We start from the raw sequence: 13,544 nt of genomic DNA, 5'->3' as shown, positions 1-13,544 counted from the left end.
CGCGCACGGGTCCACAGCGGGGCCGGATAGCATCTGGCCCCGATGGACACCGAAGCACAGCACACGGAGCGCGACCGCTCCTCCCCACCCACCGATTCCCCGAGCGCCGAGCGCGAGGGTGAGTCCGAGGGGACGGAGGAGGGGTCGCGCTCCGCTTTTATGTCGCTGGTGTCCTGGGTGCCCGGCGGCAGAGTCACCCTGACGCTGCTGATCTGCATGGCGTCCCTGCTGGTCGTCAGCACCTTCGTGATGCAGCCGTTCCAGATCCCCAGCGGCTCCATGAAGCCCGCGTTCCGGGTCGGAGACCGGGTACTGGTCAACAAGTTGGCGTACCGTTTCGGTGCCGAGCCGCAGCGAGGTGACGCGGTCGTCTTCGACGGCAGCGGCTACTTCGGGGATGCCGACTACATCAAGCGGGTCGCAGGGGTGGGAGGAGACCGGGTGGTCTGCTGCGACGAGCGGGGGAGGATCAAGGTGAACGGCGAGCCCGTCGACGAGCCGTACCTGTACCCGGGGGACGCCCCCTCGAAGGTGCGCTTCGTCGCTGTCGTCCCCGAAGGCAGCCTGTTCCTCCTCGGTGACCACCGCAGTGACTCCCGTGACTCCCGCGACTATCTCGGGCAGCCCGGCGGCGGCATGATCCCCGTCGACTCCGTGATCGGCAGGGCCGACTGGATCGCCTGGCCCATCGGCCACTGGACCTCCCTGGAGCGTCCCGACGGCTACGCGCGCGTGCCGGCACCAGGCGGCGCGCATGGGTAACCGCGGGCGGACGCGCGACGCCAGTCACCGGTCGGACACCCGGCTGCCCACGGGATCCCGGCCCACCAGTGGCCCCGTACTGCCCGGAAGGGCCGAGCGGCGCAAGCTCGCGCGGAAGGTCAAGCGGCGCAGGCAGCGCTCGGCGATCAAGGAGATACCTCTCCTCATAGGTGTCGCGCTGCTCATAGCCCTGGTCCTGAAGACCTTCCTGGTGCAGGCCTTCGTGATCCCCTCGGGCTCGATGGAGCAGACGATCAAGATCGGCGACCGGGTCCTCGTGGACAAGCTCACCCCGTGGTTCGGTGCCAAGCCCGCGCGCGGTGACGTCGTCGTCTTCAAGGACCCCGGCAATTGGCTCGCGGACGAGAAGTCCAAGAAGAAGAACGACCCCGTGGGCGTCAAGCAGATCAAGGAAGGCCTGACCTTCATCGGTCTGCTGCCGTCCGACGACGAACGGGACCTGATCAAGCGCGTGGTCGGCGTCGGCGGCGACACCGTGAAGTGCTGTGACAAGAACAAGAAGCTCACGGTCAACGGCGTCCCGCTCACCGAGCCTTACATCAATCCGGGTGATGATCCCTCGTCCTTCGCGTTCGAGGTGAAGGTCCCCAAGGGGCGCCTGTTCGTCATGGGCGACCACCGTTCCGACTCGGCCGACTCCCGGTTCCACCGCACCGAGAAGTTCAGCGGCACCGTCTCCGAGGACAGCGTGGTGGGGCGCGCGCTCGTCATCGCCTGGCCCTTCGGCCACTGGCGCAAGCTGGAGGAGCCCGATACGTACGCGTCCGTGCCCGACGCGCGTGCGGGGTCGGACAGCGCCATCGGGCCGTCGCATAGGGTGGCACTCGGCGATCGATACGGATCGACCGGACTCCCGACCCCTGCGGAACTCCCGCTCGTTATGGGAGTGGTGGGCCTGCATCGCATCAGGAGCGGGCAGCGGCACGGACTGAGGAGTGGATGTGGGGGATGTGGCGGTCGGCGCACGGTCCGGACACGGTGGGCCCGAGGAGCAGCCAGGGCGGTCAGACGAGCCGGAGGGTTCGGCCGCGGCGGACGGCGTGAACCCCGGGAGTGACACCGCGGGCGCCAGTCCCGCACCCGGCGAGCAGGACGAGAAGCCGGCGAAGGGGCCGAAGAAGCCCCGTTCCTTCTGGAAGGAGCTGCCGCTCCTCATCGGCATCGCGCTCGTCCTGGCACTGGTGATCAAGACCTTCCTGGTGCAGGCGTTCTCGATTCCCTCGGACTCGATGCAGAACACGCTCCAGAAGGGCGACCGCGTACTGGTCGACAAGCTGACACCGTGGTTCGGCTCGGAGCCCGAGCGTGGCGAGGTCGTCGTCTTCAGGGATCCCGGCCACTGGCTCGACGGTGAGCCGACGCCCGACCCGAACCCGATCCAGCGGGTCCTCGGCTGGGTCGGCCTGATGCCGTCCGCCGACGAGAAGGACCTGATCAAGCGGGTCATCGGGGTCGGCGGCGACACGGTCGAGTGCAAGGGCACCGGTCCGGTGAAGGTCAACGGCAAGGCACTGAACGAGCCGTACGTCTTCGAGGGCAACACCCCTTGCAGCGTCGACGACCAGGGCGGCCAGTTCAAGGTCACCGTTCCCGCGGGCAAAATCTGGGTCATGGGTGACCACCGGCAGAACTCCCTCGACTCCCGCTACCACCAGAACCAGGCCGGCGGCGGCGCCGTCCCCGTGGACAACGTCGTGGGCCGCGCCATCGTGATCGCCTGGCCGCCCACCCGCTGGGCGACGCTGCCCAAGCCGGACACCTTCGACCAGCAGGGCATCAACACCGCGATGAGCGCGGCGCCCGCGGCCCTCGGACTCGCGGGAGCGGTTCCGGTCGTGCTCTGGCGCAGGCGCCGGCTCACGGTGGCCGCTGCCCAGGCCGCGAGGGTTTCTGGCGGAGGTACCGCCGGGTAGGGTGCCGTCCCAGATCACCGATCTTCCGCGCGCCTGTTCGTAGGCGCGCGGGGTCGTCTCCGATATGGGGGAGCACTGGGATGAGCAGGACACAACGTACGGACGAGGGCCGCGGACGGCTCGGCAGCGTGCTGTCGGGCCTTGCCGTGGCCCTCGGCTGTGTGCTCTTCCTGGGGGGCTTCGTCTGGGGCGCCGTCCTGTACCAGCCGTACACCGTTCCCACCGGGTCGATGACGCCGACGATCGGCGCGGGCGACCGGGTCCTCGCCGAGCGGATAGACGGCAGCGAGGTGCGCCGGGGCGACGTCGTCGTCTTCAGGCAGTCGAGCTGGGGCGATCTGCCGATGGTCAAGCGCGTGGTCGGTGTCGGCGGTGACCGGATCTCCTGCTGCACGGACGGCAAGCTGATGGTCAACGGCAAGCAGGTGGCAGAACCGTATCTTCCCGAGGGCAAGGGCGCCGCGGCCACCGGAATCCCGGCCACCACGGTCCCCAAGGGCAACCTCTTCCTGCTCGGTGACGAGCGCAGCGGCTCCCTGGACTCCAGCGTGCACCTGGGCGACTCCAACCACGGCTCCGTGCCGCGCGGCGCGGTGGAGGGACGGGTCGACGCGGTGGCCTGGCCGCTGGACAAGTTCGGGACCCTCGAGCGACCTGTGGGCTTCGCCGACATGCCGGGCGGCATCTCAGAGCCGGGGCCCGTGCGGCTCGTGGTGTGGGCGGTGGTGGCAGGTGCGGTCCTGGTCATGGGTGGTGCGGCATACGGCCCGGTGGCCAAGCGAGTCGGGCGCAGGCGCGAGCGGCCACAGAACCGCGATCGCGCTGGAGCGGGCGCCAGTGCCGGCTGATTCGCAGCCGCAGCCGCAGCCGCAGCCGCTGCGCAAGGTCGCGCGGGTCGTGTTGCTCGACCCGCGGGACCGGATCCTGCTGCTGCACGGCCACGAGCCGGACAACACGGCGGACGACTGGTGGTTCACGCCTGGCGGCGGTCTGGAGGGCGACGAGACGCATGAAGAGGCCGCACTGCGTGAACTGATGGAAGAGACGGGCATCACCGAGGTCGAGCTCGGCCCCGCCCTGTGGCAGCGGATCTGCTCGTTCCCCTTCGCCGGACGGCGCTGGGACCAGGACGAGCGGTACTTCCTTGCGCGTACGTCGCAGACGTCCACGCAGGCCACAGGGCTGACGGAGCTGGAACGACGGACTGTCGCGGGAGCGCGTTGGTGGACGTGCCAGGAACTGACCGAGGCACATGAGACGGTGTATCCGACCAGGCTCGCCGAGCTGCTTCGCAGGCTGCTCGACGAGGGTCCTCCGAGCCGGCCCGAGACCCTCGGCACGGAAATCGTGTAGAGGCTTCAGGGGCTGACGCACAATAGGGGGACGCAAGGCTGAAGGGGAACATGCCATGAGCGCCGAGGACCTCGAGAAGTACGAGACCGAGATGGAGCTGAAGCTCTACCGGGAGTACCGCGATGTCGTCGGTCTGTTCAAATATGTGATCGAGACCGAACGGCGCTTCTACCTCACCAACGACTACGAGATGCAGGTCCACTCGGTCCAGGGTGAGGTTTTCTTCGAGGTGTCCATGGCGGATGCCTGGGTGTGGGACATGTACAGGCCCGCACGGTTCGTGAAGCAGGTACGCGTCCTGACGTTCAAGGACGTGAATATCGAGGAGCTCAACAAGAGCGACCTCGAGCTGCCGGGCGGCTGAGTCCGCTGCCGGGAGGCTGAGTCCGGACGCCGGGTTCACCGGCGCGGGTGAGCGAGTTATCCACAACGTGTGACTCGTCCACCAAGATCCACAAGGTTCGGGGCCGAGCCCCAGTGTGGATGTCGGAGGTGGTGCCGACATGAACGCACGGGGGGCACTCGGGCGGTACGGCGAAGATCTGGCCGCGCGGCGGCTCGGTGAAGCCGGAATGACGGTTCTGGAGCGAAACTGGCGCGGTGGCAGAACCGGCGAGATCGACATCGTGGCCATGGACGGCGAAGCGCTGGTCGTCTGCGAGGTCAAGACGCGCAGGGCCGGCCCGGTGGGCTCTGCCATCTATCAGCATCCGATGGCGGCCGTGGACCGGGCCAAGGCGGAGCGGCTGCGGCGCCTGGCCCAGCGCTGGATCGAGGAGCGTGGCGGTCCACCGCCGGGCGGGGTGCGGATCGACCTCGTCGGCGTGCTCGTCCCGCGCCGCGGCGCCCCCGTCGTGGAGCACGCGCGGGGGGTGGCCTGATGGGATTCGCGCGTACGTGTTCCGTGGCGCTCGTCGGCGTCGAGGGCGTGGTCGTCGAGGTGCAGGCCGATCTGGAGCCGGGCGTCGCGGCGTTCACCCTGGTGGGGCTCCCGGACAAGAGCCTGACGGAGAGCAAGGACCGGGTCAGGGCCGCGGTGGTCAACTCGGGCGGGGAGTGGCCCCAGAAGAAGCTCACGGTGGGCCTCAGCCCGGCGTCGGTCCCCAAGGGAGGCAGCGGCTTCGATCTCGCGATCGCCTGCGCGGTGCTCGGCGCGGCGGAGCGGATCGATCCACGGACCCTCACCGACATCGTGATGATCGGCGAGCTGGGGCTCGACGGGCGGGTCCGGCCGGTCCGGGGAGTGCTGCCCGCGGTCCTCGCTGCGGCGGACGCGGGCTATGAGCAGGTCGTGGTCCCTGAGTGCACGGCGGCCGAGGCCTCGCTGGTGCCGGGGGTCTCGGTGCTCGGGGTGCGCAGCCTGCGGCAGCTGATCGCCGTGCTGACCGATGAGCCGGTCCCCGAGGAGGAACCGGACGAGCCGGGGCGGCCCGACCCGATGCTCGCGGGGCTCTGTGTGCCCGGCACGGGCATGGGCGCGGGGCTCAGCGGCGGCCTGGAGGACGCCCATGCCCTGGACCTGGCCGATGTCGTCGGACAGACGTCGGCCCGGACCGCCGTGGAGGTGGCGGCGACGGGCGGCCACCACCTCTTTCTGCAGGGCCCGCCAGGCGCGGGAAAGACGATGCTCGCGGAACGGCTGCCGGCGATCCTGCCCCGGCTGACCCGGGAGGAGTCCCTGGAGGTGACCGCTGTCCACTCCGTGGCGGGCATGCTCCCACCGGGCAGGCCCTTGGTGGACATCGCGCCGTACTGCGCGCCGCACCACTCCGCGACGATGCAGTCGCTGGTGGGCGGCGGCAAGGGCATCGCGCGGCCGGGAGCGGTTTCGCTGGCTCATCGCGGGGTGCTTTTTTTGGACGAGGCCCCGGAGTTCAGCAGCCAGACCTTGGACTCCTTGCGTCAGCCCCTCGAGGCCGGGCATGTGGTGATCGCCCGCAGCGCGGGAGTGGTGCGGCTGCCCGCGAAGTTCCTGATGGTGCTCGCCGCCAATCCCTGTCCCTGTGGTCGGCACACGCTGCTCGGCGACGGCTGCGAATGCCCGGCGTCCGTCGTCCGCCGCTACCAGGCGCGGCTCTCCGGCCCGCTGCTCGACAGGGTCGACCTGAAGGTCGGGGTCGAGCCCGTCACGCGATCCGAGCTGGCCGGGTACGGCACGCGGGGCGACTCCACGCAGACGGTCGCCGACCGGGTGCGCGCCGCCCGGGAGCGAGCGGCGGCCAGGCTGACCGGTACCGGCTGGCGGACGAACAGTGAAGTACCGGGACATGCGCTGCGGACGCGGTGGCCCGCGGAGTCGGGCGCCCTGGACGCCGCCGAACTCGACCTCGAGCGCGGCTTCCTGACCGCCCGGGGGCTCGACCGTGTCCTGCGGGTCGCCTGGACCGTGGCGGACCTCGCAGGCCGTGACCGGCCTGCCGCGCAAGATGTCGCCCTGGCGCTGCAGCTGCGTACGGGGGTGTCGCGTGGCGTGCCGATGGCGATCGGGGCGCTGACATGACCTCGGTCTCGGCTTCGGGCTCGGGCCCTGCCCCGGAGGCGGAGCGGACGGCGAGGGCCGCCCTGACCCGGATCCTTGAACCGGGGGACGAGGTGGGAGGGCGGTGGTTGAGGGAGACCGGGGCCGTCGAAGTGGTGCGGCGGCTGACCGAGGGGGAGGAGCGGCTGAACGGGGTGACACCGGCGCGGTGGGAAGGGCTGCGGGCGCGGGCGGGGAAGGCGCGGCCCGAGCGGGACCTGGCGGTGGCGCGGGATGCGGGGATGCGATTCGTGTGCCCGGGGGAGGCGGAGTGGCCGGTCCAGTTGGATGATCTGGGGGACGCGCGGCCGTTGGGGCTGTGGGTGCGGGGGCGGCCCAGCCTGCGGATATGGGCACTCCGGTCGGTGGCGGTGGTCGGCGCGCGGGCTTGCACGGAGTACGGGGCGCACATGGCGGCCGACCTGGGGGCGGGGCTCGCCGAGCGGGGCTGGGTGGTCGTGTCGGGCGGCGCCTATGGAGTGGACGGGGCCGCGCACCGGGGAGCGTTGGGGGCCGGCGGGGCCACGGTCGCGGTGCTCGCTTGCGGGGTCGACCGGGCCTATCCGCGAGGGCACGCCGAGTTGATCAGAAGAATCGCGGAACAGGGTCTTGTGGTGGGGGAGTTGCCGCCGGGAGATCATCCGACGCCGAGCAGGTTCATCCTCAGGAACCGCGTCATCGCCGCCCTCACCAGGGGGAGCGTCGTCGTCGAGGCCGCGTACCGCAGTGGTGCGCTCGCCACGGCGCGCAGTGCGCGGGAGCTCGGCCGGTTCACCATGGGGGTGCCGGGCCCCGCCACCAGCGGGCTCTCGGCGGGGGTGCACGAACTCCTTCGTGGTGACGGTGTACTGGTGACCGACGCGGCGGAAGTCGTCGAGCTGGTCGGCGACATGGGCGAGCTGGCTCCGGAGCGGCGCGGACCCGTCGTGCCGCGCGATCTGCTCGCCCCGGACGCCGCGCGTGTCCTGGCGGCGCTGCCCGCCCGGGGAAGTGCGTCGGCCAGAGAGATCGCACTGGGTGCGAGCACGGCGGTGGACGAAGCAGTCGGTCGACTGTACGAGTTGCGCTCACTTGGGTTCGTCGAACGACACGGCGACGGATGGCAGTTGACACGCCAGGCGATTGTGTCGGTCTTCCCGGCGGGAGGTGGTTCGTGACCGACCGTGTTCGGCCGTCTGGATGAACCCCCGATGGCCGCGCGAAATCGCGGAGTTGGCGCTTCGCGGTCGTCACGGAAGGCGACGAGGGGGGCTCGGTGGGGGGTCCAGCGGAACGTATCTGCGTACGCGAGATCGCCTACTGTTCGCACACTGCGACACTTCAGTCACGCTACGCTCACAAGGATTCCGAAGCGGACAGGCAACCACAGGCAACCACGGGCAAGCAGACGGACAACCTCATTCACTTCACGCAAGATCACCACCTCGCGGGTGCGGGCGAATCCATCGGCTCGCACGACCTCACCGGTTCACGGCAGAACGGCTCAAGGCAACGAATGCCCCAGCACACCTCAGGGTCCGACCGGGCGGCAGCTCCTCCCGCCGCCCGTAGCGGCGAGCGGGAGCGGCCCCCCGCCCCCTCGTCGCTGGACGAGCTGTGGCGGTCGTACAAGGAGACGGGGGACGGGCGGCTGCGCGAGCAGTTGATCCTGCACTACTCGCCGCTGGTGAAGTACGTCGCGGGTCGGGTCAGCGTGGGGTTGCCGCCCAACGTCGAGCAGGCGGACTTCGTCTCGTCCGGGGTGTTCGGTCTGATCGACGCGATCGAGAAGTTCGACATCGAGCGGTCGATCAAGTTCGAGACGTACGCGATCACTCGCATCCGTGGCGCGATGATCGACGAACTGCGGGCGCTCGACTGGATCCCCCGCTCCGTGCGGCAGAAGGCGCGCAACGTCGAGCGGGCCTACGCCACGCTGGAAGCCCAGCTGCGGCGCACGCCGTCGGAGAGCGAGGTCGCCCACGAGATGGGGGTGGCGATCGAGGAACTGCACGCTGTTTTCAGCCAGTTGTCGCTGGCGAACGTGGTGGCCCTCGAGGAGCTCCTGCACGTCGGTGGCGAGGGCGGCAACCGGCTGAGCCTGATGGACACGCTCGAGGACACCGCGGCCGACAACCCCGTGGAGGTCGCCGAGGACCGCGAGCTGCGACGGCTGCTCGCGCGCTCGATCAACACGCTGCCGGAGCGGGAGAAGACCGTCGTCACCCTCTACTACTACGAAGGCCTCACGCTCGCCGAGATCGGCAACGTGCTCGGCGTGACGGAGAGCCGGGTGAGCCAGATCCACACGAAATCGGTGCTCCAGCTGCGGGCGAAGCTGGCGAGTTTCGGCCGCTGAGCGCGCTGAATCGTCCCTGCCCACGGCCCGTGCTGTGAGGTGCCGGTGTGGGGTTCTTCGAGGTGGAACGACTCCCGTCCCGGCGGTCACGTCCGTAGAGTGGAGCGCGTGCCAAGGATTCGAGCGGCCTCTGTGGCCGAGCACCGGTCGATGCAGCGGGGCGCCCTGTTGGACGCCGCGCGCTCCCTGCTGTCCGAGGGCGGTACGGAGGCGTTGACCTTCCCCGCTCTCGCCGAGCGCACGGGGCTCGCGCGGTCTTCCGTGTACGAGTACTTCCGGTCGCGTGCCGCGGTCGTCGAGGAGCTGTGCGAGGTCGACTTCCCCGTTTGGGCGGCGGAGGTGTCGGCGGCGATGGAGCGGGCGGATTCCGCCGAGGGCAAGGTCGAGGCGTACGTCCGTCGGCAGCTCGATCTGGTGGGGGACCGGCGGCACAGGGCTGTCGTCGCGATCTCCGCGGCCGAGTTGGACGCGGGGGCGCGGGAGAAGATCCGGGCCGCGCACGGTGGGCTCGTCGCCATGATCGGCGAGGCGTTGCACGAGCTGGGACATGCGGAGCCCCGGCTCGCGGCGATGCTTCTGCAGGGTGTCGTGGACGCGGCTGTGCGGCGGATCGAGCTGGGCGCCGCGGAGGATCCGTCCGCCATCACCGAGGCGGCCGTCGTCATGGCGCTGCGGGGTGTGCGGGGCTGAGGCCTCGTTCGTCGACTCCTGGTCCTGGCGGTGGGGTGCCGCGTCCGCCTGCTCTGCCGTGCGGGACGCCTGCCCAAGGCGGCATCAGCCGCAGGACAGGCACGTCGATCACCGGCAGCAGACGGGACGCCCCGTGCCCAAGGAGCCACGGCGGCAGCAGCGACAGCGGGTTCAGGTACGTATCAGCCCTCAGCAGGCCCCAGTGCAGGCAGCTGCTGGGGCAGTGGGCCGCAGGCGCTGTGGGTGCTGTGGGTGCCGGGGGTCCCGTGGGTCCCGTGGGTCCCGTGGGGAGTTCCAGCACCCCCAGCGCCTCACCCGTCGCCACCTCGGCGCCCTTCTTGACCGTGGCCCGCACCGGCCCGTACGTCGTGCGCAGGGGCGGATCCCCCGAGCCCGCCAGCTCCACCGCGATCACGCCACGGCCCGCCACCCGGCCCGCGAACGAGACCCTGCCCGGTGCCACCGCCCGAACGACTGTGCCCGGCGCCGCCGCGAGGTCCACGCCCCGGTGCCCCCGCCCGTACTCCGACGCCGGAGGCTCCCAGCCCCGTACGACTGAGGGCCGCACTCCGACCGGCCACGCGCCCGCCACTTTCGGCACCGGCTCCCTGCCAGGGTCGGCCGCGACGGCAGGCAGCACCGCCGCAGTGGTCAGCGCCACGGTCAGCAGCACAAGCACAAGCACAAGCACAACCACAATCACAGGCACACGGCCAAGGCTTCTTCGCATGTGAGACATGCCAGAACCGTCCCGCGCCGGGCCCGTCCGCAGGGATCATGGCCCGGATCTGTGGACGACCATCCGCTTGTGGACAGCGGCGTCACCCACTGCCTCGCGGGTCCCGTACACTTCTTGTGGCGATCCGGGTCACCGGGTCGACTTCGCACGCCCCGACACCAGGCCATCAAAAGCCAGGTGCCAGCGCCTCTCGGTCCTTTGCGGCACGGCGCAGCGCGGGCGTCAGGCGCGACCGTCATCCGGCGGACGCGGCACAACCGAGAACACCTAGGAGTACGGCCATGGCCGTCGTCACGATGCGGGAGCTGCTGGAAAGCGGCGTCCACTTCGGTCACCAGACCCGCCGTTGGAACCCGAAGATGAAGCGCTTCATCTTCACGGAGCGCAACGGCATCTACATCATCGACCTGCTCCAGTCGCTGTCGTACATCGACCGCGCCTACGAGTTCGTCAAGGAGACCGTCGCCCACGGCGGCACGGTCATGTTCGTCGGCACGAAGAAGCAGGCGCAGGAGGCCATCGCCGAGCAGGCGACCCGCGTCGGCATGCCCTACGTGAACCAGCGCTGGCTGGGCGGCATGCTCACCAACTTCTCGACCGTCTACAAGCGCCTCCAGCGCCTGAAGGAGCTCGAGCAGATCGACTTCGAGGATGTGGCCGCGTCCGGCCTCACCAAGAAGGAGCTGCTCGTCCTCTCCCGCGAGAAGGCCAAGCTGGAGAAGACCCTCGGCGGTATCCGCGAGATGTCCAAGGTGCCCAGCGCCGTCTGGATCGTGGACACCAAGAAGGAGCACATCGCTGTCGGCGAGGCCCGGAAGCTCAACATTCCGGTCGTCGCGATCCTCGACACGAACTGTGACCCCGACGAGGTCGACTACAAGATTCCGGGCAACGACGACGCGATCCGCTCCGTCACCCTGCTCACCCGCGTGATCGCTGACGCCGTCGCCGAGGGCCTCATCTCCCGTTCCGGCGTCGCCACTGGCGACCAGAAGCCGGGCGAGAAGGCCGCCGGCGAGCCCCTCGCCGAGTGGGAGCGCGACCTGCTCGAGGGCGAGAAGAAGGCCGACGAGCCCAAGGCTGACGAGGAGGCCAAGGCCGACGAGCCGAAGGCCGCTGAGGCCGAGGCTGACGCCGAGGTTCAGAAGTCCGCCGAGACGGAGAAGGCCGCCGACGCCGAGCAGGCCGAGGCCCCCGCCGAGGTTGCCGCCGCCGAGGCCCCCGCCGCGGAGACCGAGCAGGCCTGACCTTCACAGGTTCGGTAGTTGACGGCGGGGGCCCATCAGGCCCCCGCCGTTCACCCGTAGATCTTTCAGACCTTCGAAAGAGAATTTCAGGATCATGGCGAACTACACCGCCGCTGACGTCAAGAAGCTCCGTGAGCTCACGGGCGCCGGCATGATGGACTGCAAGAAGGCGCTCGACGAGGCTGACGGCAGCGTCGACCAGGCCGTCGAGGCCCTGCGCATCAAGGGCCAGAAGGGCGTCGCCAAGCGCGAGGGCCGCTCCGCCGAGAACGGCGCCGTGGTCTCCCTCATCGCTGACGACAACACCTCCGGCGTGATCGTCGAGCTGAAGTGCGAGACGGACTTCGTCGCCAAGGGTGACAAGTTCCAGGCCGTCGCGGGCGCGCTGGCCGCGCACATCGCCAAGACGTCCCCGGCCGACCTCGAGGCGCTGCTCGCGTCCGAGATCGAGGCCGGCAAGACCGTCCAGGCGTACGTCGACGAGGCCAACGCCACCCTCGGCGAGAAGATCGTCCTGGAGCGCTTCGCGCAGTTCTCGGGCGCCTTCGTGACCGCGTACATGCACCGCACCATGCCCGACCTGCCCCCGCAGATCGGTGTCCTGGTCGAGCTGGACAAGGCCGACGCCGACCTCGCCAAGGGCATTGCGCAGCACATCGCCGCCTTCGCGCCGAAGTACCTCTCCCGCGAGGACGTCCCGGCCGAGATCGTCGAGTCCGAGCGTCGCGTCGCCGAGGAGACCACCCGCGCTGAGGGCAAGCCCGAGGCCGCGCTGCCCAAGATCGTCGAGGGTCGCGTCAACGGCTTCTTCAAGGAGGCCACCCTCCTCGGTCAGCCGTACGCGCTCGACAACAAGAAGTCCGTCCAGAAGGTCCTGGACGAGGCCGGTGTCACCCTGAAGCGCTTCTCGCGCATCAAGGTCGGCATCTGAGTCAGTACCGCGATCGACGGTAGACCCCGCTAGGGTCGACAGCGGTCGCCCGCGTACTCACGCAGTACGCGACGTACGACCGCAGGATCTGACGAGGAGGCCATTGCCGAGCATGGGATGCGAACGACACCCCACCGGCAGTGGCCTTCTTCGTATGTGCGCCGAGCAAAAAGAAGCGAGAACTCCATGACCACCAAGGCCGACACAAACAGTGGCGACGAAAAAGTCCCCGGTCGTTTCCTGCTGAAGCTCTCCGGTGAGGCATTCGCCGGCGGGGGCGGCCTTGGCGTCGACCCCGACGTGGTGCACGCGATCGCCAAGGAGATCGCCGCGGTCGTCCGCGACGGTGCCCAGATCGCGGCCGTCATCGGCGGCGGCAACTTCTTCCGCGGCGCCGAGCTGCAGCAGCGCGGCATGGACCGTGCCCGCTCCGACTACATGGGCATGCTCGGCACGGTCATGAACTGCCTGGCCCTCCAGGACTTCCTGGAGAAGGAAGGCATCGAGTGCCGCGTCCAGACCGCCATCACGATGGGCCAGGTCGCGGAGCCGTACATCCCGCTGCGCGCCGTACGGCACCTGGAGAAGGGCCGTGTGGTCATCTTCGGTGCGGGTATGGGCATGCCGTACTTCTCCACCGACACGACCGCGGCGCAGCGCGCCCTGGAGATCGACGCCGAGGCCCTGCTCATGGGTAAGAACGGCGTCGACGGGGTCTACGACTCCGACCCCAAGACCAACCCGGACGCGGTCAAGTACGACGCGCTCGGCTACGGCGAGGTCATCACCCGCGACCTGAAGGTCGCCGACATGACCGCGATCACCCTGTGCCGCGACAACAAGTTGCCCATCCTGGTCTTCGAGTTGCTCTCCACCGGCAATATCGCCCGTGCCGTCAAGGGTGAGAAGATCGGCACACTCGTGGGTGACGGGGGTACCCGCGCCTGATCCCGGGGACGCCCCCGGGGGATGGACAAAGCCCTGCCGGTCGGACACGGTGCAGGGAAAGAGACGCGACGCAGCCGACACCCC

15 protein-coding genes are annotated in these 13,544 nt (G+C 69.7%); 14 read left to right on the top strand and 1 reads right to left on the bottom strand.

The genetic code is table 11. The features are described 5' to 3' along the window. Positions 1–42 precede the first annotated feature (42 nt). The 11 genes from lepB (ACWFRJ_RS32325) to ACWFRJ_RS32275 all read left to right on the top strand — a co-directional run bounded on the left by lepB (ACWFRJ_RS32325) (position 43) and on the right by ACWFRJ_RS32275 (position 9,595). The gene (gene lepB, locus ACWFRJ_RS32325) at positions 43–762 is read left to right on the top strand and encodes a signal peptidase I (protein ID WP_453538929.1); all 720 of its coding nucleotides are present in this window, start codon (positions 43–45) and stop codon (positions 760–762) included. Beyond that, complete coding sequence (lepB, locus tag ACWFRJ_RS32320) at positions 755–1,840, top strand: signal peptidase I (protein WP_453538926.1); 1,086 nt, start codon at positions 755–757, stop codon at positions 1,838–1,840. Before lepB (ACWFRJ_RS32325) ends, lepB (ACWFRJ_RS32320) begins: the two co-directional genes overlap by 8 nt. Next, complete coding sequence (gene lepB, locus ACWFRJ_RS32315) at positions 1,725–2,696, top strand: signal peptidase I (protein ID WP_453538919.1); 972 nt, start codon at positions 1,725–1,727, stop codon at positions 2,694–2,696. Before lepB (ACWFRJ_RS32320) ends, lepB (ACWFRJ_RS32315) begins: the two co-directional genes overlap by 116 nt. A gap of 80 nt (positions 2,697–2,776) precedes the next feature. Next, on the top strand, positions 2,777–3,544 hold the full coding sequence (gene lepB, locus ACWFRJ_RS32310) for a signal peptidase I (RefSeq protein ID WP_453538916.1): 768 nt from the start codon (positions 2,777–2,779) through the stop codon (positions 3,542–3,544). Continuing rightward, the gene (locus ACWFRJ_RS32305) at positions 3,534–4,049 is read left to right on the top strand and encodes an NUDIX hydrolase (RefSeq protein WP_453538913.1); all 516 of its coding nucleotides are present in this window, start codon (positions 3,534–3,536) and stop codon (positions 4,047–4,049) included. The genes lepB (ACWFRJ_RS32310) and ACWFRJ_RS32305 overlap by 11 nt, the downstream gene beginning before the upstream one ends. 55 nt (positions 4,050–4,104) lie before the next feature. Beyond that, the gene (locus ACWFRJ_RS32300; RefSeq protein WP_003965949.1) at positions 4,105–4,413 is read left to right on the top strand and encodes a DUF2469 domain-containing protein; all 309 of its coding nucleotides are present in this window, start codon (positions 4,105–4,107) and stop codon (positions 4,411–4,413) included. Between the two features lie 139 nt (positions 4,414–4,552). Then, positions 4,553–4,930: a YraN family protein gene (locus ACWFRJ_RS32295; RefSeq protein ID WP_453538910.1), complete on the top strand. Its 378-nt coding sequence runs from the start codon at positions 4,553–4,555 to the stop codon at positions 4,928–4,930. Continuing rightward, positions 4,930–6,549 (top strand): YifB family Mg chelatase-like AAA ATPase, encoded by a 1,620-nt coding sequence (locus ACWFRJ_RS32290; RefSeq protein ID WP_453538907.1) that lies wholly within the window; start codon positions 4,930–4,932, stop codon positions 6,547–6,549. The genes ACWFRJ_RS32295 and ACWFRJ_RS32290 overlap by 1 nt, the downstream gene beginning before the upstream one ends. Next, a complete protein-coding gene (gene dprA, locus ACWFRJ_RS32285; RefSeq protein WP_453538904.1) occupies positions 6,546–7,724 on the top strand; it encodes a DNA-processing protein DprA in 1,179 nt (392 codons plus the stop codon). Before ACWFRJ_RS32290 ends, dprA begins: the two co-directional genes overlap by 4 nt. A 338-nt stretch (positions 7,725–8,062) precedes the next feature. Next, a complete protein-coding gene (whiG, locus tag ACWFRJ_RS32280; RefSeq protein ID WP_383270743.1) occupies positions 8,063–8,905 on the top strand; it encodes an RNA polymerase sigma factor WhiG in 843 nt (280 codons plus the stop codon). A 132-nt stretch (positions 8,906–9,037) separates the two neighbouring features. Beyond that, positions 9,038–9,595 carry a TetR/AcrR family transcriptional regulator gene (locus ACWFRJ_RS32275; protein ID WP_453539394.1) on the top strand — a complete coding sequence of 186 codons (558 nt, stop codon included), beginning with the start codon at positions 9,038–9,040 and terminating at the stop codon, positions 9,593–9,595. On the opposite strand, the gene ACWFRJ_RS32270 is transcribed toward ACWFRJ_RS32275, so the two are convergent. Continuing rightward, positions 9,567–10,325: a peptidoglycan DD-metalloendopeptidase family protein gene (locus ACWFRJ_RS32270; RefSeq protein ID WP_453538901.1), complete on the bottom strand. Its 759-nt coding sequence runs from the start codon at positions 10,323–10,325 to the stop codon at positions 9,567–9,569. The two genes, ACWFRJ_RS32275 and ACWFRJ_RS32270, sit on opposite strands and share 29 nt — an antisense overlap. 290 nt (positions 10,326–10,615) lie before the next feature. Between ACWFRJ_RS32270 and rpsB the strand changes: the two genes are divergently transcribed. The 3 genes from rpsB to pyrH all read left to right on the top strand — a co-directional run bounded on the left by rpsB (position 10,616) and on the right by pyrH (position 13,460). Next, the gene (gene rpsB / locus ACWFRJ_RS32265) at positions 10,616–11,581 is read left to right on the top strand and encodes a 30S ribosomal protein S2 (RefSeq protein WP_453538898.1); all 966 of its coding nucleotides are present in this window, start codon (positions 10,616–10,618) and stop codon (positions 11,579–11,581) included. Between the two features lie 94 nt (positions 11,582–11,675). Next, a complete protein-coding gene (gene tsf / locus ACWFRJ_RS32260; RefSeq protein WP_453538895.1) occupies positions 11,676–12,512 on the top strand; it encodes a translation elongation factor Ts in 837 nt (278 codons plus the stop codon). Between the two features lie 186 nt (positions 12,513–12,698). Beyond that, positions 12,699–13,460: a UMP kinase gene (pyrH, locus tag ACWFRJ_RS32255; protein ID WP_389908935.1), complete on the top strand. Its 762-nt coding sequence runs from the start codon at positions 12,699–12,701 to the stop codon at positions 13,458–13,460. Positions 13,461–13,544: the final 84 nt, after the last annotated feature.

This window comes from Streptomyces sp. NPDC055239, assembly GCF_053606205.1.
The sequence above is the reverse complement of the archived record's forward strand: the minus strand, read 5'-3'. Positions and strand labels throughout refer to the sequence as shown.

Bases quoted from the DNA above. Each gene is read 5' to 3' on its own strand.
- whiG (WP_383270743.1), top strand. From the start codon at position 8,063: ATGCCCCAGCACACCTCAGGGTCCGACCGGGCGGCAGCTCCTCCCGCC.
- tsf (WP_453538895.1), top strand. From the start codon at position 11,676: ATGGCGAACTACACCGCCGCTGACGTCAAGAAGCTCCGTGAGCTCACG.
- lepB (WP_453538916.1), top strand. From the start codon at position 2,777: ATGAGCAGGACACAACGTACGGACGAGGGCCGCGGACGGCTCGGCAGC.
- ACWFRJ_RS32295 (WP_453538910.1), top strand. From the start codon at position 4,553: ATGAACGCACGGGGGGCACTCGGGCGGTACGGCGAAGATCTGGCCGCG.
- ACWFRJ_RS32270 (WP_453538901.1), bottom strand. From the start codon at position 10,325: ATGCGAAGAAGCCTTGGCCGTGTGCCTGTGATTGTGGTTGTGCTTGTG.
- ACWFRJ_RS32290 (WP_453538907.1), top strand. From the start codon at position 4,930: ATGGGATTCGCGCGTACGTGTTCCGTGGCGCTCGTCGGCGTCGAGGGC.
- pyrH (WP_389908935.1), top strand. From the start codon at position 12,699: ATGACCACCAAGGCCGACACAAACAGTGGCGACGAAAAAGTCCCCGGT.
- ACWFRJ_RS32300 (WP_003965949.1), top strand. From the start codon at position 4,105: ATGAGCGCCGAGGACCTCGAGAAGTACGAGACCGAGATGGAGCTGAAG.
- lepB (WP_453538926.1), top strand. From the start codon at position 755: ATGGGTAACCGCGGGCGGACGCGCGACGCCAGTCACCGGTCGGACACC.
- dprA (WP_453538904.1), top strand. From the start codon at position 6,546: ATGACCTCGGTCTCGGCTTCGGGCTCGGGCCCTGCCCCGGAGGCGGAG.
- lepB (WP_453538929.1), top strand. From the start codon at position 43: ATGGACACCGAAGCACAGCACACGGAGCGCGACCGCTCCTCCCCACCC.
- rpsB (WP_453538898.1), top strand. From the start codon at position 10,616: ATGGCCGTCGTCACGATGCGGGAGCTGCTGGAAAGCGGCGTCCACTTC.